Origin of the sequence: uncultured Kluyvera sp. (genome assembly GCF_902485085.1) — a bacterium.
Lineage (GTDB): Bacteria > Pseudomonadota > Gammaproteobacteria > Enterobacterales > Enterobacteriaceae > Kluyvera > Kluyvera ascorbata.
Window position 1 is genome coordinate 14,679 of the sequence record NZ_CABTJS010000088.1, and the last position, 21,846, is coordinate 36,524.

Sequence of the window (21,846 nt, forward strand, 5' to 3'; positions counted from 1 at the left end):
CTTTATTCAGGAGATTCTCGATATGCGTAATGTAACGATGCTGGTTGGCGGAATGTTGATGGCGATGACGCTGAGCGTTCAGGCCGCCGAAATGCAGCATGACGGACATGGACAGATGATGGAGATGAACGCCGAGCAGGCGGTTATTCAGGGAACCGGCGTGGTGCAGTCGGTGGATAAAACGGCGAAAAAAATCACTATCGCCCACGAAGCCATTCCCGCCATTGGCTGGCCGGCAATGACCATGCGCTTTACCTACACCGAGCCCACCGAAGCGATTAATCAGCTAAAAGCAGGCAGCCACGTGAACTTCTCCTTCATTCAGCAGGGGAACCTCTCGCTGCTTCAGGATATTAAGTCAATCTGATGGCTACCTTAAAATATACCGCCGTCATTGCCTGTAGCCTGATTATCGGCGGGCTGGCGACGGCCACAATAAGCCGCATTATTGCGCCAAGCGCCCAGGCTGAATCTCAAGCTGCCGAGCGTAAGGTGCTCTACTGGTACGATCCGATGAAGCCCGACGTGCGTTTCGATAAGCCGGGTAAATCGCCGTTTATGGATATGGACCTGGTGGCGAAATACGCCGACGAGGGCGGGGATACGCAATCGAGCGGCGTCCGTATCGACCCTACTCAGGTGCACAATCTGGGGCTGCGCACGGAGAAAGTCAGCAAGGGCCGCCTCAACTATGGCCAGACCCTTCCCGCGAACGTCAGCTACAACGAGTACCAGTTTGTGATTGTTCAGGCGCGCGCCGAAGGATTTATCGAAAAGGTCTCTCCGCTGACGGTGGGCGACAAAGTGCGTAAAGGCACGCCGCTGGTTGAGGTGACCATTCCTTCGTGGGTGGAAGCGCAGAGTGAATACCTGCTGCTGGCGAGCTCAGGCGGCACGGCAAGCCAGCTGGATGGCGTGCTGGAACGTCTGCGTCTGGCGGGCATGCCGGAAGCGGATATCCAGCGGATGCGCAGCACGCGACGCGTACAGACGCGTTTTATCCTCACCGCGCCTATCGATGGTGTGCTGACGGCTTTTAGCCTGAAAAGCGGCATGAATATCGCCAAAGACAGCGTGGTGGCGCAGATTCAGGGTATGGATCCGGTGTGGATCACCGCCGCCGTACCGGAGTCTATCGCCTGGCTACTCAAAGACACCACGCAGTTTACGGTGGCTATCCCGGCTTACCCGGATAAAACCTTCCCGATCCAGAAATGGTCTATTTTGCCGAGCGTCGACCAGACCACGCGCACGCTGCAGATGCGCCTGCAGGTCAATAACCCGGATGAGCTGTTGAAGCCGGGGATGAACGCCTACCTGAAGCTGAACGCGCAAAGCGACGAGATGCTGTTGATTCCGTCTCAGGCGGTGATTGATACCGGCGACGAGCAACGGGTGATTACCGTTGCGAGCAACGGTGAGTTCGTGCCGAAAAAAATCCAGGTGCTGCATGAATCCCAGCATCAGGCCGGAATTGGTGCGGGGCTGTCGGAAGGGGAATCGGTGGTGCTGAACGGCCTGTTCCTGATTGATTCCGAAGCCAATATCAGCGGCGCGCTGGACAGAATGCGGCATACCGCTGACGCCCACGCCGGGCATTAAGGAGACGGTGATGATTGAATGGATTATCCGGCGCTCGGTCGCCAACCGTTTCCTGGTGATGATGGGCGTGCTGTTTTTGAGCCTCTGGGGCGGCTGGACCATTGTGAATACGCCGGTGGATGCGTTGCCGGATCTCTCTGATGTGCAGGTGATTGTTAAAACCAGCTATCCGGGGCAGGCGCCGCAAATTGTCGAGAATCAGGTGACCTATCCGCTCACTACCACCATGCTGTCGGTGCCGGGCGCGAAAACGGTGCGAGGCTTCTCGCAGTTTGGCGACTCCTACGTGTACGTGATTTTTGAGGATGGCACCGACCTCTACTGGGCGCGCTCGCGCGTGCTGGAGTACCTCAATCAGGTGCAGGGCAAACTGCCGCAGGGCGTCAGTTCGGAGATTGGCCCGGACGCCACCGGCGTGGGCTGGATCTTTGAATACGCGCTGGTAGACAAAAGCGGCAGGCATGACCTTGCCGAACTGCGTTCGCTGCAGGACTGGTTCCTGAAATATGAGCTGAAAACTATCCCTAACGTGGCAGAAGTGGCTTCCGTCGGCGGCGTGGTGAAGCAGTATCAGGTGCAGGTCGACCCGATGAAGCTCACCCAGTACGGCATCAGTCTTAGCGACGTGAAGCAGGCGCTGACCACCTCTAATCAGGAGGCGGGCGGTTCATCGGTGGAGATGGCGGAAGCGGAATATATGGTGCGGGCCACCGGTTATCTCAAAAGCCTGGAGGACTTTAACCATATCGTTCTGAAAGCCGAAGCGAACGGCGTACCGGTCTACCTCAAGGACGTGGCGCGGGTGCAGATTGGCCCGGAAATGCGCCGTGGTATTGCTGAACTGAACGGTGAGGGTGAAGTAGCGGGCGGCGTGGTGTTGTTGCGCTCGGGTAAGAACGCCCGAGAAGTGATTTCGGCGGTGAAAGAGAAGCTCGCCTCGCTGCAAAAAAGCCTGCCGGCAGGGGTTGAGGTGGTAACCACTTATGACCGCAGCCAGCTGATTGACCGGGCCATCGACAACCTGCGCTCCAAGTTGATTGAAGAGTTTATCGTGGTAGCGGTGGTCTGCGCGCTGTTCCTCTGGCACGTGCGCTCGGCGCTGGTGGCGATTGTCTCGCTGCCGCTGGGGCTGTGCATTGCTTTTATCGTCATGCATTTCCAGGGGCTGAACGCCAACATCATGTCGCTGGGCGGGATAGCGATTGCCGTCGGTGCGATGGTGGACGCAGCGATCGTGATGATCGAAAACGCCCACAAGCGGCTCGAGCACTGGCAGGATGCGCATCCGGATGAACAGATGGATAACGCCACCCGCTGGAAAGAGATAACCGATGCGGCGGTAGAAGTGGGACCTGCGCTGTTTATCAGCCTGCTGATTATCACGCTGTCGTTTATCCCAATCTTCACCCTTGAAGGGCAGGAGGGGCGGCTGTTTGGCCCGCTGGCGTTTACCAAAACCTACGCTATGGCCGGGGCGGCGGCGCTGGCTGTCGTGGTGATCCCTATCCTGATGGGCTTTTGGATCAAAGGTAAGATCCCGGCGGAATCGCGCAATCCGTTGAACCGCTTCCTGATTGCGATTTACCACCCGCTGCTGCTGAAGGTACTGAAATGGCCGAAGCTCACCTTGCTGGTGGCGCTGCTGTCTATTTTCACCGTCGTGTGGCCGCTCAGCAAAGTGGGCGGTGAGTTTCTGCCAAAAATTAACGAAGGCGACCTGCTTTACATGCCTTCGACGCTGCCGGGGATTTCGCCGGGGCAGGCGGCGGTGCTGCTCCAGCAAACCGATAAGCTGATTAAGACGGTGCCGGAAGTGGCAGCGGTGTTCGGGAAATCGGGGAAAGCGGAAACCGCCACCGACTCCGCGCCGCTGGAGATGATTGAAACCACTATTCAGCTCAAGCCGCAGGATCAGTGGCGGCCGGGAATGACGCTCGACAAAATTATCGACGAGCTGGATGCCACCGTACGGCTGCCGGGGCTGGCGAACCTGTGGGTGCCGCCGATTCGTAACCGTATTGATATGCTCTCCACCGGGATTAAGAGCCCGATTGGTATTAAGGTCTCCGGCACGTCGCTGGCAGATATCGATGAAGCCGCCCAGCATATTGAAACGGTGGCCAAAACCGTGCCGGGCGTGGTCTCCGCGCTGGCAGAACGGTTGGAAGGTGGGCGCTATATTGACGTTGATATCAACCGGGAGAAAGCCGCGCGTTATGGCATGACGGTGGGCGATGTGCAGCTGTTTGTCTCGTCGGCTATCGGTGGGGCGACGGTGGGCGAAACGGTAGAGGGCGTGGCGCGCTACCCTATTAATATTCGCTATCCGCAGGGCTTCCGCGATGGCCCGATGGCGCTGCGCCAGTTACCGATTCTCACGCCCGCGAAGCAGCAAATCACCCTGGGCGACGTGGCGGAGGTGAAGGTGGTTTCCGGCCCGACGATGCTGAAAACCGAGAATGCGCGCCCGGCGAGCTGGATTTACATCGACGCCCGCGACCGCGATATGGTCTCCGTCGTGCATGACCTGCAAACGGCGATTAGCCGCAGCGTGACGCTGAAGCCGGGCACCAGCGTGGCGTTTTCCGGGCAGTTTGAGCTGCTGGAGCATGCCAATAAGAAGCTCAAGTTGATGGTGCCGATGACGGTGATGATTATCTTCATCCTGCTCTATCTGGCTTTCCGTCGGGCGGATGAAGCACTGCTGATCCTGATGAGCCTGCCGTTTGCGCTGGTGGGCGGCATCTGGTTCCTCTACTGGCAGGGGTTCCATATGTCGGTGGCGACGGGAACCGGGTTTATCGCCCTGGCGGGGGTGGCGGCCGAGTTTGGCGTGGTGATGCTGATGTATCTGCGTCACGCCATTGAAGCCGAGCCGCGACTGCAAAACGCCGATACCTTTAGCCCGCAGGCGCTGGATGAAGCGCTGTATCACGGGGCGGTGCTGCGCGTGCGGCCAAAAGCGATGACGGTGGCCGTGATTATTGCCGGGCTATTGCCCATACTATGGGGAACCGGGGCCGGTTCCGAAGTGATGAGCCGCATTGCCGCGCCGATGATTGGTGGCATGATCACCGCGCCGCTGCTGTCGCTGTTTATCATTCCGGCGGCCTATAAATTGATATGGTTGTATCGTCACCGATGCAGCCGATAAGGTAGCCCGGCCGAGCTTTGCGACGCCGGAAAATACACGGAGCTTCTCCATGCACCACGTCCTCATTACCGGTGCCACCGGCCTTGTTGGTGGGCACTTACTTAACTTACTTCGCCGAGAGTCGCAGGTTGAATCGATCGTTGCGCCTACCCGCCATCCGCTGGAGCATGCCTTCGGTATCGCCAACCCGCACGACCCCGATCTCAGCGCTGCGCTGGCGAAGGTCACGTCGCCTGTCGATACCGTTTTCTGCTGCCTCGGCACCACGATACGCGACGCAGGCTCTAAAGCTGCTTTCAGCCACGTCGACTACGATCTGGTGCTGGAAACCGCCCGAACCGGCCTGCGCTTAGGCGCTCAGCAGTTGCTGGTGGTCAGCGCAATGGGGGCCAATGCCCGCTCACCTTTTTTCTACAATCGTGTGAAAGGAGAAATGGAAGCGGCGCTGATAGACCAAGGCTGGCCGCGTCTGGTTATCGCGCGGCCTTCAATGCTGCTCGGTCAACGCGGTACGCCGCGCCTGAACGAACGCCTGCTGGCACCGTTGTTTAGCCTGCTGCCGGGAAACTGGAAGGCGATTGAATCACATGATGTGGCGAAAGCCATGTTGAGAGAAGCCAGACACCCCGACACGGCGCCGGTTAAGGTGTTGTCGTCGCGTAAGCTCAGGGAAATAGCCCGGCAGTGAGCCTGCCGGGCGGATAGTAAGGACTTACTGGATATAGGTGAACGCAGTCGTTACGCGTTTAACGCCGCTAACGCGACTGGCGATATCCGCCGCCGCTTTACCTTCACGGTCGGTGACCAGACCCATCAGGAACACTTCACCGTTCTCGGTGGTGACCTTCACGTTGGAGGATTTGACCTGGTCGCTCGCCAGCAGCTGGGAGCGGACTTTGGTGGTAATCCAGGTATCGGAAGACGATGTCCCGAGGCTAATCGGCTGCCCCTGGCGCACTTCGTTGAACACTTCTGTTGCGCCATCAACGCCCACGGCTATCTGTTTCGCGCGGGTAGCCAGGCTTAGATCCGGCGCCTGACCGGTCAACAGGACTTTGCCTTGGTAGGCGGTCACGTTAATACGCGCTTCTTTCTTAATTTGTGCATCTTTAGACAGGGCATTGTTCACACGAACTTCCAGCGTACCGTCATCCACTTGAGTGCCTACCGTACGTGGGTCAGTTGCGGCTTTGGTACCGACTGCAGCCGTGCCGACAACGGCGGCTGCAATGCATCCCTGGAGCAGCAGTGCGGAAATAAGGACCGCGAGGGTCGAAATCACCTTCATTTGTTCTCCTTAGTCGTCCTGGTGTGGGAAAAGGGTGTTATCAATCAAATCACACAGACAGTTTACCGTGAGCATGTGCATCTCCTGGATACGCGCACTGCGGTGCGACGGAATGCGGATCTCCACATCCTGTTGCCCAAGCAGGCCCGCCAGTTCGCCGCCGTCATATCCGGTCAGGGCGACGATGGTCATGTCACGCGTGACAGCCGCTTCCACCGCTTTCACGATATCGCGGCTGCTACCACGGGTTGAAATAGCCAGCAGAACATCACCGGCGTGGCCCAGCGCGCGCACCTGCTTGGCATAGATTTCATCATGCAGGCGATCGTTCGCTATTGCCGTTAAGACCACATTATCGGAATTAAGTGCAATCGCAGGTAAACCGGGACGCTCTGTTTCATAACGATTAATCATGCAGGCAGCAAAATGCTGTGCGTTGGCGGCGGATGAACCGTTACCACAACAGAGAATTTTGTTGCCATTCAACAGCGACTGTACCAGGGTCATCGCAGCTCGGGAGATGGCGTCCGGGAGCGCTTCTGCCGCGGCGATTTGGGTTTGAATGCTTTCGGTGAAGCACACTTTGATTCTTTCGAGCACGATATCCCTTTACATTCTATGAGCTAAAAGCGTTTGAAAACCATTCGATTTCATTGCCCGTGAAGGCTATCACATCGAAACGGCAATCCACAGTATCAAAACTCCCATTATGGCGGGCAAGCCACAAGCGGGCAGTCTGTAACAGTTTGTTTTGTTTGCTCCGGTTTACACTGGCGGCGGCACCGCCGAATGCGCCCGAGGCGCGGTAACGAACTTCCACGAAAACCGTGACCGTTCCTTCTCGCATAATCAAATCAATCTCGCCGCTACGCTCACGCACGTTGGCGGCGATAAAGCCGAGTCCCTGGCCTTCAAGCCAGCGACGCGCGCGCTGTTCCGCGGCGTCGCCAACCTGTTTTGTCGTTAACTGGCGGGGACTATCTGCCCTTGCTGGTATTTGAGCCATGATAACTTCCTGTTAATCACGCAGTCTGGTGTAGCGCTCAGATCGCCGGTGTTACCGTTCAGCTCGAAGCCAGGCACGCCGCGCATCTGCGCAAAGTGATTCGCCAGCGCCCAGGCATCCGCGCCCATGGCATAGAGACGAGCCAGTGAATAGTCATTGTTTACCGCACGCAGCGCCTGCTGCATCAGCGCCGGGTTGCTGCCAGCAAGCATTGGGATTTCGCTGTACTGCAGGCCTTCCATTTCCAGACGGAAATCTGGGCCAGCGGTGCCTTGTGCGCTGCGGGAGCTAGCGTACAGCATGGAGCCGCTCTGGCTGCCGTTGCGCATCACAATCATCGGTTTGATGAAGGCGATCTCTTCCGGGGTTGCCAGAATATAGGCCGCGTCTACTTTGCTGCTGCCGGTGATTTGCGCGTCGGTCGGTGCGGCTGGAATGGTCAGGTTACCGATGGTGACGCCCTGCGGCTGAGACTGCGCGGAGATAACCGGTGTACCGGACAGTGAGATACCGGAACCACCGTTCACGCCGCCTTTCAGCTCGGACAGTGAACCAAATTTCTGCTGTAAGACCGTACCGCCGCCGATTTTGTGCCACTCATCGGCGAAGGCCTGAGTCACGCGTTCGCCGAGGGCGTTGCGCGGTACCAGCAGCAGCGGAGACTGTTTACCCTGATCGTGAATATGACGCGCCGCATCGCGGGCTTCATCTTCCGGCGACAGCGCGAAGTAGCAGATGTTCGCGCGGTTGCTCACCGCTTCCGGCTGGTTCAGCGCCAGCACGTTAAGCGTGGTGTTGCTTTTCATCAGCTCTTCAACGTTGTTTTTCAGCAGCGGGCCAACCACCAGGCTGACGCCATCCTGCTGCGCCTGCGCCAGGATCTGGTTCAGCGGCTGGGAAGAGGTGTCGTAGATTTTCAGCTCTGCCGATGGGTTTGCTGCCACGTTAGCAACGGGCTGCACCGCTGGTGTTTGAGCTGGAGCTGCATCGGCCGCTGGTGCCTGAGTTGCTGGTACGGTTGCACTACTGGTCTGTGCGGCCTGAACCGGCGCAGCTTCTGGAGCCTGAACGGGTGCCTGATTTTGTGGCGTGGTCAGATCGGTCACTTCTGCCTGAGACGGGCTCACTACGGCAGTGGTCGCAGCCTGCGCGACCTGTTCAGGTACCGCGCTGCCGCTCACCGGCATGGTGCCGTTTTTCGCCGCTTCAAAGCCCTGTTGAATGGTACGGCCAAAGACTGATGCCTGGCCGTTTAACGGCAGCAGCAGAGCGATTTTGTTGACCGACGCTGGCTTAAAGTTCTGCACGTTCGCCAACTGCGACGGCAGCATTTTCGCGCCTGGGTTCTGCGGATAGCGGGTCTGCCAGTCTTTAATACCAGCTTTCAGCATATCGGGATCGTTACGGTTATCAAACCAGACGCGCTGCAAATCAAGCCAGCCTTGCAGTACGTTTTCATCGGCGTTGATCACCAGCGCGTTGGCCTGCTCCTTGGTCATGGAGGAAAGCGCCTGCCAGGTGGCATCGATGTTTTGCTGTCTTTCTGGCTGAGTGGTCAACAGCGGCGCCTGGGCAATCAGGGCGCGCAGCAGCGTCAGGGATGGTTTACCCTGCTCGGCGCTGATGGTGTCCTGCCAGAAGCGCGCCTGCAGCGCATTGTCGAAATCATCGGCCTTCAGCTTTTGCAGCAGCGCCTGAGCCCCGGCGTAGTCTTTCTGCGCCAGCTTCAGTTCCACCGCCAGCAGCGCCTGTTCCTGATGCTGAGCCGCGTTCAACTGCTGAGGAAGCTGATTGAACAGCTCCAGCGCCTGCTGGCTCTTACCTTCCTTCAGTAATGAACGAATGGCGAGTAATTGCCAGTTGGTCTTGCTATCATTCGAGCTTTGCTGCATCTGCTGCAGATAAAAGCCGGAGTCAGCCTGCGTCGCGCCCTGAAGTTGGGCTGCACTCTGATCGGGGGCCTGGGTGCTACAGCCTGCAAACAGCAGCGCTGCCAGGAGGACCGGCAGACAGCGCGCGGCTTTCATACGAGAAAATGTTGAGGGTACCATTCTGTATCCAGTAATATTTTTTACGCAATGCTCAATATTAAATCGGCAATACGGACGAAACAATGAAACAACACGAATCGGCGGATAATTCTCAAGGCCAACTCTTTATTGTACCTACTCCTATCGGAAATTTGGCTGATATTACCCAACGAGCGCTCGAAGTATTGCAAGCTGTTGATTTAATTGCGGCTGAAGACACTCGCCATACGGGTTTATTGCTGCAACACTTCGCCATTAACGCCCGTTTGTTTGCCTTACACGATCACAATGAGCAACAAAAAGCCGAAACGCTGGTGGCAAAACTGAAGGAAGGGCAGAACATCGCATTGGTTTCCGATGCCGGTACGCCGCTCATCAATGACCCAGGCTACCATCTGGTGCGCACCTGCCGTGAAGCGGGTATCCGCGTTGTGCCGCTGCCGGGCCCGTGCGCGGCGATTGCCGCCCTGAGCGCCGCCGGTCTGCCATCTGATCGTTTCTGCTACGAAGGCTTCCTGCCAGCCAAGTCAAAAGGCCGTCGCGATACGCTGAAGGCTATCGAAGCGGAACCGCGCACGCTGATTTATTACGAATCCACCCACCGTCTGCTCGACAGCCTGGAAGATATGGTCGCCGTCTGGGGGGAATCTCGCTACGTGGTGCTGGCGCGTGAGCTGACCAAAACCTGGGAAACCATTCACGGTGCGCCGGTGGGTGAACTGCTGGCGTGGGTCAAGGAAGATGAAAACCGCCGTAAAGGTGAGATGGTGCTGATTGTTGAAGGGCACAAAGCGCAGGAAGACGAACTGCCTGCCGATGCGCTGCGCACGCTGGCGCTGCTGCAGGCTGAGCTGCCGCTGAAGAAAGCGGCGGCGCTGGCGGCGGAAATCCACGGCGTGAAGAAGAATGCGCTGTATAAGTATGCGCTGGAGCAGCAGGGGGCGTAAGGTTAGCGCCTATTTTGTAAAGAGGCCGGATAAGCGAAGTGTCATCCGGCCTACCCTTTAAACAATTTCTAGCTCGACGCCCGTCTCTGTCAGCGCAGCAATATCCGACTCCGCAATCTCGCTGTCGGTCATGACGCAGTGGATTTTCGCCATCGGTAGCACCTGATTAAACCCGCGGCGGTTAAATTTGCTGGCATCCAGAACGGCAATCACTTTATGTGCAGCGGCAGCCATGACGCTACTGATTGAGTAGCCTTCGTTAAAGGTTGTGATGCCGTTGGTCGCATCAATGCCGTCCGCCCCGACAAACATCAGGTCTGCGCAAATCCCTTGCAGTGAACGTTCGGCAATGGTGCCGTGCATGGAATGCGTTTTGTGGCGCACCGTGCCGCCACAAACCACCAGCGTAATATCTTTGTTATCCGATAGCGCAAAGGCTGCTGGCAGACTGTTGGTGATGACGGTGATATTGTTCATATTCACCAGCTCTTCTGCTATCAGTAGCGTGGTGCTGCCGCTATCGAGAATAACCGTCATTCCCTCTTTAATGAGTGCGGCGGCGGCTTTGGCAATCCGCTTCTTGGGGTCGCTGGCGAGCTGGTAGCGATCTTCAAGTATCACTTCCTGATTATCGCTTTCGGTTAGATTACTGCCAGGCCGGGCTGCACCGCCGTGAAAACGGGTGAGTAAGCCTTTTTCTTCTAGCAGACGCAGGTCTGCGCGGATGGTGACTTCAGAAATACCAAAGAGATTCGAAAGGTCCAATACCAGGACGCTACCCTGCGTATTCACCATATCGACGATTTTGTTCCTTCGTTCAAATGAATTCATATTGATTTGCCTGATAATTAACTGAAGTTAGTTTAAACGAAGGTTAGTGAAAGTTATACGGTAATTTTCGAAAGGTAATGTGAGCCAGCTCTGATTGCTGGCTCAAGCGTTATGCCAGTTTCAGCAGAATTTTTCCCTGCATAGGCGCGCCGTTGAGCGCTTGAACTTCACGAGAAAAACTTTCCGCATCACCTTGATGCGCGATAAGCGGAGTGAGCTGAATACGCTTCTCTGTTAGCAGCCTGGCTGCGGTTTCCCATTCCTCGCCAGGCCACGGCGCGGAGTAGTTCATCCAACTGCCGATAAGCGAGAGTTCTTTACGCAGGATCTGCCCAAAGGTGGCGGTAGGTAGCGTCAGGTCGTGATGCAGCGTACCGACTAAAGCCAGCTGCGCACGAGGGCCAGCCGCCTCAATCGCGAGAGCGACGGTTTGCGGTGTACCCGCCGTTTCCAGGACTAACTGGTCAAACTGCATCTCCTCCAGCGCGGCCTGAATCGCCTTTCCATTCATCTCCCGGCTATTGAATACGTGGGTTGCCCCCAATGTTTTTGCCAGCTCCAGTTTTTGCGGGTTGATATCGATGGCGGTAACGCTTTTGGCACCCAGCTCGCGGGCGCACTGTAGCGCCAGCAGACCAATGGTTCCGGCACCGATGATAATGACGTTTTTCCCCTCACATCCCTGTGCCAGGTGGAAGGCATGCAGGCCAACGGTAATCGGCTCAATAAAGGCGCCGTCATCAATCGGCATTTCGCTCGGCAAACGGAAGAGGTTTGCGCGTTTGACGACGATGTATTCCGCGTTGCCACCTTCGCTGCGTGAACCGACAAACTGATACTGTTTGCACAGCGAGAAGTAGCCGCGTGCGCACTGCGGACAGTCGAAGCAGGGCAACAGCGGTACGCAAGCAACGGCATCTCCTGGCTGCATATCGGTGACGGCAGAACCATAAGACTCCACATAACCGCTGAACTCATGTCCCAGCGTTATTGGATAATAATGTGCGCCCTTAGCGAAAATGCGTGGAATATCGGAACCGCAAAGCCCGGAGCAAATGACTTTGACCAAAACATCATCGTCGTTCTTCAGGGTTGGCATCGAGCGTTCTTCAACGCGCACGTCTCCCTCAGCGTGAATCACCACTGATTTCATAACAATCTCCATAAAGTGAAATGGGGAGCAACAGCTCCCCGGAAGTTAAGATACTGTCTGACTTTGCTGCGCGGCAGCGGCTTTCTCCGTGGCGACAAATCCGCGAGCCCGGCGCCAGGTGAGTACGACACCAAGCAGGTAGATGGCGCCAATAACCAGGAAGCCCACCAGGTTTTGCCAGGTAAACAGTTGGATCAGCAGCCAGGTAATAGGCGAGCCGCCCTGATCCAGTGAGGCGACCTGGCCTCCGGCTTTAAGCGCTCCGGCGTTAGCTGCAAGCTGGGTATGTAGACCAATAGTTTGGGTGGCAATCCACAGAGTGATACCCATGATGATGACGCCCGATATCAGCGTGCGGAACAGATTGCCCTGATGCACGGCTACGGCCATTGCGACAAAGAAGCCAATGGTAGCGAGGTCGCCGAACGGTAATACCTGATTACCCGGCACCAGCACGGCAATCAGAATGGTCAGCGGGATAAAAATCAGGCTGGCGGAGACCACGGATGTATGGCCTAACAGCAGCGCCGGGTCGAGGCCGATTAAAAACTCCTGGCCGCCAAATTTTGCCTGTAGGCGTTTACGTGCGTGTTTCGCAATCGGCGTTAAGCCGTCCATGATGGGTTTGATAACGCGCGGCATTAGCAGCATGACGGCGGCGGTTTTAACGGCTAGCTGTAACACGGCTTTTACGTCATAACCAGCGAGCATACCGATAACCAGACCCATGATAAAACCAACGGTGACGGGTTCGCCGAATGGACCAAAGCGTTTTTGAACGTCATCGGCGCTGAAATGAATACGATTAAGCCCTGGAACTTTATCTATGATGGTGTCCACGAGTACGGCAATGGGGCCAAACCAGGCCGAAGAACCGTGTGGAATAGCGATGCCATCAAGGCCAAAGAAATCCCGGGTATCTTTGGCAAACCAGTCGCCCAGTTTGTAGACGAAGGCTGCGTGAACTGCCACGCCTAGAATTCCTAGCCAGTATGAGCCCGTTGCCAGATGCAGCATGGCGCCGGTAAACGTCATATGCCAGATATTCCAGATATCAACGTTCACCACGCGAGTCATGCGGGTGACCAGCATCAGAATATTGACGCCGATGGCGACCGGGATGGCGACGAGTGCAATCTGTGATGCCCAGGTCATCGGTGAAGACCCCGGCCAGCCTACGTCGATCACGTGCAGGTTTATCTGGAACTGTTCTGCCATCGCTTTCGCGGCAGGGCCGATGGAGTCGAGCATCAAGCCTATGACCAAGCCAATACCGACAAAGCCAATACCGATATGCAGGCCGGATTTAAAGCAGTCCCCGAGTTTCATCCCCAGTAATTTAGAGAAGATGATGATCACCAGCGGCAGCATGACCGTTGGGCCTAAATCGAGGATATAACGCATTATTTCGCTAAACATGACGTTACCCCACGAGGATGGTCAGGATTTTTTGTTGCAGCGCTTCGATTCCCACTCCCGAAACAAATGGCATGCCGTGAACAACGGGTATATCACCAAAGGTACGGTCCACGCGGGCGGTGGTGCAGATAAGATCCGCGCCATCCATATAGGTTTCAATTTCGGTTACCCGACACTGAACGAGATCGAGGGTAATGTTGTTGGTTTCGCATAATTCTTTAATTTCCTCAGCGGCCATCGTTGAGGTAGCTACTGCGCCGCCACAGGCGACAATGACTTTACGTTTCATAGGGTATTCCTTTTATTATCAGTTTATTATCAAGCTTGGTTACATAGTTCAGGCTCGAGGATAGCTTCCCGAAAACACGCTGCGAGCTCGTCATCAGAGGTGCTCAGCAGGGCGTCGAGGACATTAGGGTTTTGCAGCTCACTAAATAGACGTCGCAGTAACTTCAGTTGCGCCGTCGGGTTTTCTACTATCAGGGCGATGATCAACGAGACGCCAATTTCCGCGTCATCATCTGCTTGCTGAAATTTCACCGGCTTGTCCGGGCGAATCAGATAAATAGCGGGCGATCTGGCGTGTATCGCCTCGCAATGAGGAATAGCTACCGCATGACGCTCCAGTGCGATTCCTGTTGGGAAAACGGCTTCTCGCTCAAGCAGCGCCTGCGGATAGCTGTCATGCACCACCCCTTTCGCCAGCATTTCCTCACCAATGTGTGCCAGTGCCTCCTGGCACGTGTTGAATTCAATTCCGGTACGGACAAATAGTTGGCTCATAGGGGCTCCTTTTATCAGGCGGCTTCGGCTACGCAACCGAAACGGTATGCGCGCAGAACGTCCTGTATTTTGTCGATGATGAGGTTATGGGGCGTGGCCGTCAGGGTGCCGGAGGACAGACGCTCAAACTGCATCGGCAGGTACTGGCTAATCAGCCCCAGCGGCAGAGATACGCCATCAAGGTTGGTAATCAACTTCTCTACGCTTTGGCGGATACGCGGATGTGGCCAGTAATAGCGAATACGGTCGGACAGGCTGAAATGGATATCGACCATCGCCTGGCTCCAGGTTGGCCGATAGTACTTTTTCCAGTAGCCCGGCTCGTTGAGCATGACTTCATCAATCACTTCCAGCACGTGACTGCGCTGTTCCGGGGAAACCAGCTGCATTTCCATCTGTGCCAGCGCAAAGATAGCTTCACGCAGGGCGAAGGTGAGCGCGGGACCCACTTTCAGAATGGCGTAGTGGTCACGAACCAATGAACGGTATGCCTGGCGCGTCTGGTAATCGGTGGAGTGCGCTTCATAAACCATAGGCGTTTTTCTGACCCAGGCTGACAGCGCTTCGGCAGCATTCGGCTGATAGTGAATAATTTGGGTATGGTCGAATTCAACGCCAGGCTGAACCACGATGGCGATAACGCGCTCAAGCGCCGCTTCAAGACCTAACGCCCGGAAGGCTGTCTCGTGGGTTTCCAGCGTCCGCGCAGCGTCTTCCTCACGTGTTACATGAACGGTACCGATGGTGCTGGCTTCACCGCCTGGTACCGGAACCTCGGTGCCGATAACGTAGGTCAGTTGGCGTTTTTGGTCATCGGTTGCCGTCTCTTCTGCCGCCTGGCAAAGGACTGCCGCGCGCTGGGCAACAATGGCGGGGTCGAGCGGTGTGGGATCGTCCGCGCAGGACATGGATGCATCGAGGTGGATTTTGCTAAAGCCCGCGGCGACGTAGGCTTTAATCAGGTCGACGGATTTTTCCATCGCCTCTGTGGCCGTTTCATCCTGCCAGCAGTTTGGGCCGAGGTGATCGCCGCCTAGGATCAGCCGCTCACGTGGGAACCCTACTTCCTGTGCGATGTTATAGACGAAGTCACGGAAATCGGCTGGCTTCATACCGGTGTAGCCACCGAACTGATTGACCTGGTTAGAGGTGGCTTCAATCAGCACTTTCTGGTCACTGTGAAGATCAAAACGTAATGCTGCTTCAATCACGAGGGGATGCGCCGAGCATACGGAACAAATACCGATGTGCTCTCCTGCTTTATGTCTGGAAATGATGTCTTTCATTTAGTTCCTCCGTTTTCTTTCGAATATATTCGTTATGTTTTGTTTTCATCGCAAACACCTTTGTTTTGTTTTGTGATCGTTCTCTGAAAAACGTGTGATATTGGGAAAAATGGAGATTTCAGGTATGAAAAAAACGCCCTGACGTTAACGACAGGGCGCTATTAACATTTTGAAAATTAACTAAATAATCTAGATAGCCAACTGCGGCGATCTTTCTCGATAGGCTGAATGCCTTGCTGTGGTTGAGCGGCGATTTCGCCAAGACCGGCGTCAAAGGCGCTGCCAATCGCCCGAAGCGCTTGATGGGCGTCATCTCCACTGGCCATAAAGTGCAGCCTATGCCCCTGTTTGGCGCCCAATGAGACGACGCGCATTAAATTCTTAGCGTCCACGATGGGTGACTGGGTATCGAGATTTTCGACACGGATTTGTGATTGCCACTGCTTCACCGCTTTTACCAGTACCGCGCTGGGGCGAGCGTGTAGTCCGTGGGGGTTGCGTAGCGTAAAGGTCGCATCCTCATCGAAAACCGGCGGTGGTTCAACGACATCCCCTTCTGCAGGGGTAATCTCTCCAGCGAGAATATCCAGCACCGCCTGCGCGTTCTCGGCGCGGGAGAGCGCTTCGGGAACGCGATCGTCTCCTAGTGCATGGGTGAGCTGGCGCAAAATATCCAGATGCTCGTTGTCCTGTGCCGCAATGCCGACAATCAGGTAGGCAGTCTGCGCTTCTCCCCAATCGACACCTTGCGGGCAAGCTAGCACTTTTACTCCTGTTTTCAATACCGCATCGCGACTTTGCGGCGTACCGTGGGGAATAGCAATGCCGTTTCCGAGGTAGGTACTGATTTGCTCTTCACGATCGCGCATTCCTTGCAGGTACGCGGGTTGGGTATGTCCGGCGTCGGTGAGTATGCCGACAATATGGGTGAGTGCATCTTCTTTCGTTTTGATCAGATGGTCGAAATGGATATCAGCAAGTGTCAGTTGCATAGCGCTTTCCTTATTTGATTGCGTTGGCCAGCGCCACCGCTTCCTGAGAACGTTTTTGCCACAGCCGCCAGCATCCCAGCATGACTGCACCGCAGACGGAACCGGCCAGAATGCATAGCACCCAGGTCAATGGTTTGTTCACCAGAGGCAGGATTAAGAAACCACCATGTGGTGCCGGAACTTCAATATGCAGGCTGTAGCTGAGCACCGCAGAAATCGAGGAGGCAATCATCATCATTGGGATGACGCGCAGCGGATCTTTTGCGGCAAACGGGATTGCCCCTTCGGTAATATGTGTACAGCCAAGGATGTAGTTCACCATGCCCGCGGCACGTTCTTCCTCGCTAAAGCCTTTCGGGAAAAAGGTCGTGGCTAATGCGATAACCAGCGGTGGCGTGATGCAGGCCGCTGAAACGCCGGCCATGAAAAAGAAATTCCCCTGGCCGAGCAGCAGGGTACCGGTGACATAGGCCGCCTTATTGACCGGGCCGCCGAAGTCGAAGGAGCACATCGCACCGACGACAATACCAAGTAGAATTGGGTTCGCTTCTTGTAAAGAGCTTAGCCAACTCATCATGCCGTTGTTGATGGCGGCAACCGGTTTGCCGAGCAGCACCATCAGTACGCCAATCACCAGCACACCAACCAATGGCATGATAAAGATCGACTTAAGTCCCTCGTACTGACGCGGTAGCCCGTTGAGCAGATTGCGAATCAGCAACATAAAATAGCCTGCTGCAAACCCTGCGATGATCCCGCCGAGGAATCCAGCGCCGGTCGCATTTGCCAGTAATCCACCAACAAAGCCCGCCACCATGCCGGGACGCCCTGAAATTGACCAGGCGATATAGGCGGTAAAGACCGGCACCATAATGGAAAAGGCCTGCTGACCGACTTTCATTAGCGTGGCGGCAATCACGTTATACTGAGGCGAATTCGGGTCGGCAGAATAGATCCCCCATAGGAAAGAGAGAGCAATCAGGATCCCACCTGCGACCACAAAAGGCAGCATATTTGATACACCGCTCATTAGATGTTTATAAACCTGGCGGCCAAATGACTCCTTTTCGTACTTATCTTCTGATTCTGAAGATGAGGATATTCCTTGACGTCGTATTGCCTGACCGCTGACAACTTTATTAATTAAATCTGCTGGATGATGAATTGCTTCTTTTACTGGAACCTCAATGACAGGGAGACCATTAAATCGTTCTGCATTAACATCCTTATCGGCAGCTATAATAACGCCGTAAATATTTTTAAGGTCGTCCGGTGTGATAGGATTTTCAACTCCAGAAGCACCATTGGTTTCGACTTTAATTTCAACGTTTAATTTTTTTTGCTGCGGTCTTTAAGGCTTCTTCAGCCATAAATGTATGGGCAATACCTGTAGGGCAGCCGGTAACTGCAATAATTTTTTTCATAATCGGGCCTTTATAATTGGACGATTTGAACCTGCTGTTGTAATTCTTCTGTGCGATTGAGTTTTCCAAGACCTGCGGAGCTGGCAACGTCTGCACCGGTTGCGCTGGCAAGCGCAAGCGCATGGGTGACATCGTCATCGTTGAGCCATTTACTTAAGAATGCTCCAAGCGCTGCATCGCCTGCGCAAGCTGAGCTAACGAGTTCTATCTTTGGCGCAGAGCAGAACCACAGCGCTGTGCCATTGGAGAAATAGAGTCCTTTTGCCCCTAGCGTAAGCAGTACATTACGAGCGCCGAGTTGGTGCAACGTCAACATGGCTTCACGTACCTGTTTCGTGCTATTGACGTCGAGATTAAAGATCTCTTTTAATTCATCATCGTTGGGTTTGATAAGCAATGGTTGAAATTCGAGAAGCTGCCGGAGTGAAGGGTGGCTGATATCCAGTATGATTTCACAGCCCTTCTTCTGGCACAGGGTTATAATTTCTGCATAAAAACGGCTTTCGATCCCCGGCGGCAAACTTCCACTAATAACTAAATAATCACCGGAGGTTACAGAGTCTAAATGATGAATGATTTGGTGTTTGCAATCATCATCAATACTGGCTCCGGGATTAACTAATTTATATTCGTCGACTCCATCATTAATGAATATATTAATACGTGTTGGCTCTGACACCCAGGCTGGAGTAACTTTTATAGCTTGCTTGCGTAACTCCTCGACAATATAGCGACCAGTAAAACCACCAAATATTCCCATCACATGCGTGGGTTGTTGAAAATGATTAAGCACCAGAGAAACGTTAACGCCTTTGCCATTTGGGCAATATTCTGTGTGCTGCGTTCGATTAACCACTGAAGGCTGTAATGAACCACAAAAAATGTTCATATCGATGGCAGTGTTTAGCGTCAGGGTATGGATCACGACAGAGCTCCTTGCACGGGATCGTTACAGTTGCCCTTCGCAACCGCAGACATGAATAACCTTACGGACGACTTCTTTCATCGCTTCTTTTGCAGGCTTCATGTAATGACGCGGATCGTTAGCGTCAGGCTTATCAATAAAGTACTGTTTGAGCGCATCGGAGAAGGCAATTTTCAGTTCGGTAGCCACGTTAACTTTGCAGACCCCCAATGAAATTGCCCGGCGGATATCGCTGTCCGGCAAGCCTGAAGCACCGTGCAGTACCAACGGAACATCGACACGGTCACGAATCGCAGCCAAACGCTCAAAGTCGAGTTTCGGTTCGGCTGCATACATCCCGTGAGCGGTACCGATGGCAACGGCCAGCGAGTCGATTCCGGTACGGGCGACGAACTCACGTGCCTGCTCCGGGTTGGTATAGAGTGCGTCTTTTGCATCCACGACCAGATCATCTTCCACGCCGCCCAGACGGCCTAATTCGGCTTCGACGCTGGCATCGTAACGGTGGCTCAGCTCAACGACGCTTTTCACTAGTGCGATATTTTCTTCAAACGGGGAGTGGGAACCGTCGATCATAACTGAGCGGATCCCGGCCTGGACCTTGCGGGTAATATCGGCGAGATCTTCGTGGTGATCGAGGTGCAGCGCCAGTGGGAGATCCCACAGTTTCGCCAGATCGCGGGCGATCGCGACAACGTTTCCAGTACCAGCATAGCTGTAAGTGCCTGGCGTACCGGCCAGGATCAGCGGAGAGCGGAGTTCAGCCGCCGTTTCTACGACGACCTGCATGGTTTCCAGATTGTGGATATTAAAAGCGGGAACGGCATAGCCTTTGCGCTGAGCTTTTAACAGCATGTTTTTACTAGAGATGATGTACATATTCGACCCTTAAGTTTCAAAATTAAAGTTAAAAATGATTTTACTGCTTCATTTTGAAAGTAATGTAGCGATCGTTCTGCGAATACGTTGTGATCAAACGCACACTACGGCGAATTGATTTTAAAAATGAAAGTCAATTGTGATAAAAATCTTTCGTTTTTAAATATTAATTTTCATAAATGAAAATCATTAATTCATTGAAATGTATTGATTTTAATGGTTTTTTGAAGCGTCGAGGTATCGACTGGTTTGACAAGAGATAATGAAAATTTAAAAATGAAAGTTATTCCTCGAGATGAAAATAGGGCATAACACCGTGGCAAAACCGTCAACCAGCCTGCTGAAAAGACGCTTAGATATTGCAGATATCGTCCGTAAGAACGGAGAAATTAAGGTCGACGATCTGGCTGAGATGCTTGCCGTGTCTGGAGTAACTATCCGTAATGACCTGAACTATCTTGAGCAGCAAGGCTACCTGAAACGCTCATTTGGTGGCGCAATTTATACGGCGCAGCAGGGCGCGCCGACCGCTCAGTTAAGAGAGCCTGTCGCTGCCGTTGTTGATAAAGCGCTGGAAACCGAAATTGCGCGTCAGGTTGCTGCACTCATTGATGATGGTGAGACGGTTTTTTTAGGCCCTGGCTCTACCTTACGAAAGGTGATCCCTTTTCTTGCTGGCAATGAAGATCTTTGCCTGCTTATGAACGATCTGGCGCATGTTCCTTTTGCGCAAGAGTTTCTTAACGGCGAAAGCGTGCTTCTCGGCGGTGTTATTAGCCGTGAAGGCAACGAGATCGAGGGAGAAATGGCGATAAACGCATTCCGTCATTATCGTCCTTCCCGAGCGTTGATTGCCGTCGATCATATTGCTGAAGACGGTACGCTGAGCGTAAGGCATGAAACGCGCGCGCGGCTTCTTCATGAGGCCGTCGCGCAAAGTGAACGCGTGATTGCGGTGGTAGCCGGACGGCCCGTTTACGGTGAGAAACGCTATACCGTAGGGGAATTACAGCAGGTCAGTGGCATCGTGACACCACAGGTTGTCGCTGCTGAATATCATACCCGCTTTCTCGCGGCAGGGCTGACCAATAGCTATACCAACAATGAATGCCTGACATGGCTCAACCCTGCCTTGCAAAAAGCGAAGTGAAGGAGCGGTGATGAACGTGACCATTTGTACCATCGGTGAGCTGTTGGTGGAGTTCCTCGCCAAGAAAGAAAACCAGGGTTTCTCGCAACCGGGAGAATTTTGGGGCCCCTATCCCAGCGGCGCGCCGGCCATTTTTGCCGATCAGGTGGCGAAGCTAGGTTTTGGTTCCGTATTGTTTAGCTGCGTAGGAAGCGACGCCTTTGGTGAAATGAATATTGCCCGGCTGGAAAAAGACGGCGTCAACGTGAGTGGCATCGCGATGCTGCAGAAGGCGACGACCGGTAGCGCCTTTGTGAGTTACCGTAACCAGGCGCAGCGTGATTTTATCTTCAATATGCCCAATAGCGCCTGTGGGTTGCTGACGGCGGAGCACATTGACGAGACGCTATTAAACCAGTGCAACCATTTTCACATCATGGGATCGTCGCTATTCTCCTTTCGCATCATCGATGCCATGCGTAAAGCGATTGAGAATGTAAAATCTCGTAACGGCACCGTATCGTTCGACCCGAATATTCGCAAAGAGATGCTCAATATTCCGGAGATGTCACAGGCCTTTGAGTACATTCTTGATTACACCGATATATTTTTACCCAGCGACGGTGAATTGGATTATTTTGGTCTTAACCGTGGGCGTGATGAGCAGGTGTTAGTCGACAAGTTGCTAAAACGCGGTGTGAAGCATGTGGTGATTAAACGAGGCCCGCGTGGCGCCAGCTATTTCAGTTCGAAGGAAACTCACCACGCTGCAGGCTTTAATGTTCCGGTGATTGACCCAACCGGTGCAGGAGACTGTTTTGGCGCGACGTTTGTGAGCTTGTTCCTGTCTGGTATTCAGCCGCCAGAAGCGCTGAAGTGGGCTAATGCGAGTGGCTCGCTGGCGATAGCACAACGTGGTCCAATGGAAGGGACGTCTACGCGCGCACAAATTGAAGCTTTCTTCGCACAACATCATGCCGCATGAAAAAATGCGGGAG

The 21,846-nt window shown here is 54.4% G+C and carries 20 protein-coding genes and 1 pseudogene; 7 read left to right on the plus strand and 14 right to left on the minus strand.

The genetic code is table 11. From position 1 onward, the window contains the following. Positions 1–22 precede the first annotated feature (22 nt). From RDN66_RS10265 to RDN66_RS10280, 4 genes are read left to right on the plus strand one after another with little or no spacing between them, the layout of a single operon-like run. Complete coding sequence (locus RDN66_RS10265; RefSeq protein ID WP_035891064.1) at positions 23–367, plus strand: copper-binding protein; 345 nt, start codon at positions 23–25, stop codon at positions 365–367. Beyond that, positions 367–1,602, plus strand: a complete 1,236-nt coding sequence (locus RDN66_RS10270; protein WP_202217121.1) for an efflux RND transporter periplasmic adaptor subunit — start codon at positions 367–369, stop codon at positions 1,600–1,602. The genes RDN66_RS10265 and RDN66_RS10270 overlap by 1 nt, the downstream gene beginning before the upstream one ends. Positions 1,603–1,612: 10 nt before the next feature. Continuing rightward, positions 1,613–4,756: a CusA/CzcA family heavy metal efflux RND transporter gene (locus RDN66_RS10275; RefSeq protein ID WP_308537828.1), complete on the plus strand. Its 3,144-nt coding sequence runs from the start codon at positions 1,613–1,615 to the stop codon at positions 4,754–4,756. 49 nt (positions 4,757–4,805) lie between these two features. Then, the gene (locus RDN66_RS10280; protein WP_202217123.1) at positions 4,806–5,444 is read left to right on the plus strand and encodes an NAD(P)H-binding protein; all 639 of its coding nucleotides are present in this window, start codon (positions 4,806–4,808) and stop codon (positions 5,442–5,444) included. 24 nt (positions 5,445–5,468) lie between these two features. Here the strand turns inward: RDN66_RS10280 and dolP are convergent, their stop codons facing one another. From dolP to RDN66_RS10300, 4 genes are read right to left on the minus strand one after another with little or no spacing between them, the layout of a single operon-like run. Further along, on the minus strand, positions 5,469–6,044 hold the full coding sequence (gene dolP / locus RDN66_RS10285; protein WP_035891058.1) for a division/outer membrane stress-associated lipid-binding lipoprotein: 576 nt from the start codon (positions 6,042–6,044) through the stop codon (positions 5,469–5,471). A gap of 9 nt (positions 6,045–6,053) precedes the next feature. Next, a complete protein-coding gene (diaA, locus tag RDN66_RS10290; RefSeq protein ID WP_308537829.1) occupies positions 6,054–6,644 on the minus strand; it encodes a DnaA initiator-associating protein DiaA in 591 nt (196 codons plus the stop codon). 16 nt (positions 6,645–6,660) lie between these two features. After that, positions 6,661–7,050 carry a YraN family protein gene (locus RDN66_RS10295; protein ID WP_202217124.1) on the minus strand — a complete coding sequence of 130 codons (390 nt, stop codon included), beginning with the start codon at positions 7,048–7,050 and terminating at the stop codon, positions 6,661–6,663. Then, positions 7,008–9,101 (minus strand): penicillin-binding protein activator, encoded by a 2,094-nt coding sequence (locus RDN66_RS10300; protein ID WP_308537830.1) that lies wholly within the window; start codon positions 9,099–9,101, stop codon positions 7,008–7,010. The genes RDN66_RS10295 and RDN66_RS10300 overlap by 43 nt, the downstream gene beginning before the upstream one ends. 62 nt (positions 9,102–9,163) lie before the next feature. Between RDN66_RS10300 and rsmI the strand changes: the two genes are divergently transcribed. Continuing rightward, positions 9,164–10,027: a 16S rRNA (cytidine(1402)-2'-O)-methyltransferase gene (gene rsmI, locus RDN66_RS10305; protein WP_202217126.1), complete on the plus strand. Its 864-nt coding sequence runs from the start codon at positions 9,164–9,166 to the stop codon at positions 10,025–10,027. A 57-nt stretch (positions 10,028–10,084) separates the two neighbouring features. On the opposite strand, the gene RDN66_RS10310 is transcribed toward rsmI, so the two are convergent. From RDN66_RS10310 to RDN66_RS10355, 10 genes and pseudogenes are all read right to left on the minus strand, one after another. Then, positions 10,085–10,858, minus strand: coding sequence for a DeoR/GlpR family DNA-binding transcription regulator (locus RDN66_RS10310; protein WP_202217127.1), 774 nt, complete (start codon positions 10,856–10,858; stop codon positions 10,085–10,087). A gap of 109 nt (positions 10,859–10,967) precedes the next feature. Beyond that, positions 10,968–12,011: a galactitol-1-phosphate 5-dehydrogenase gene (gene gatD, locus RDN66_RS10315; RefSeq protein WP_202217128.1), complete on the minus strand. Its 1,044-nt coding sequence runs from the start codon at positions 12,009–12,011 to the stop codon at positions 10,968–10,970. Between the two features lie 45 nt (positions 12,012–12,056). Then, entirely contained in the window at positions 12,057–13,430 is a 1,374-nt protein-coding gene (locus RDN66_RS10320) for a galactitol-specific PTS transporter subunit IIC (protein WP_202217129.1), read from the minus strand. Positions 13,431–13,434: 4 nt separating this feature from the next. After that, entirely contained in the window at positions 13,435–13,719 is a 285-nt protein-coding gene (gene gatB / locus RDN66_RS10325) for a PTS galactitol transporter subunit IIB (protein WP_064542057.1), read from the minus strand. 29 nt (positions 13,720–13,748) lie between these two features. Further along, positions 13,749–14,213 carry a PTS galactitol transporter subunit IIA gene (gene gatA / locus RDN66_RS10330; protein ID WP_202217130.1) on the minus strand — a complete coding sequence of 155 codons (465 nt, stop codon included), beginning with the start codon at positions 14,211–14,213 and terminating at the stop codon, positions 13,749–13,751. Positions 14,214–14,227: 14 nt separating this feature from the next. After that, positions 14,228–15,499, minus strand: coding sequence for a tagatose-bisphosphate aldolase subunit GatZ (gene gatZ, locus RDN66_RS10335; protein WP_202217131.1), 1,272 nt, complete (start codon positions 15,497–15,499; stop codon positions 14,228–14,230). 176 nt (positions 15,500–15,675) lie between these two features. Further along, the gene (locus RDN66_RS10340; RefSeq protein WP_202217132.1) at positions 15,676–16,491 is read right to left on the minus strand and encodes an HPr family phosphocarrier protein; all 816 of its coding nucleotides are present in this window, start codon (positions 16,489–16,491) and stop codon (positions 15,676–15,678) included. 10 nt (positions 16,492–16,501) lie between these two features. Then, positions 16,502–17,915 (minus strand): annotated as a pseudogene (locus RDN66_RS10345) (PTS fructose transporter subunit IIC). A gap of 10 nt (positions 17,916–17,925) precedes the next feature. After that, positions 17,926–18,840, minus strand: coding sequence for a 1-phosphofructokinase (pfkB, locus tag RDN66_RS10350; RefSeq protein WP_202217133.1), 915 nt, complete (start codon positions 18,838–18,840; stop codon positions 17,926–17,928). 24 nt (positions 18,841–18,864) lie between these two features. Continuing rightward, positions 18,865–19,719: a tagatose bisphosphate family class II aldolase gene (locus RDN66_RS10355; RefSeq protein WP_202217134.1), complete on the minus strand. Its 855-nt coding sequence runs from the start codon at positions 19,717–19,719 to the stop codon at positions 18,865–18,867. 295 nt (positions 19,720–20,014) lie between these two features. Here RDN66_RS10355 and RDN66_RS10360 point away from each other — a divergent pair, with 295 nt between their 5' ends. Beyond that, positions 20,015–20,869: a DeoR/GlpR family DNA-binding transcription regulator gene (locus RDN66_RS10360; protein WP_202217135.1), complete on the plus strand. Its 855-nt coding sequence runs from the start codon at positions 20,015–20,017 to the stop codon at positions 20,867–20,869. A gap of 10 nt (positions 20,870–20,879) precedes the next feature. Beyond that, on the plus strand, positions 20,880–21,833 hold the full coding sequence (locus tag RDN66_RS10365) for a sugar kinase (RefSeq protein WP_202217136.1): 954 nt from the start codon (positions 20,880–20,882) through the stop codon (positions 21,831–21,833). Positions 21,834–21,846: the final 13 nt, after the last annotated feature.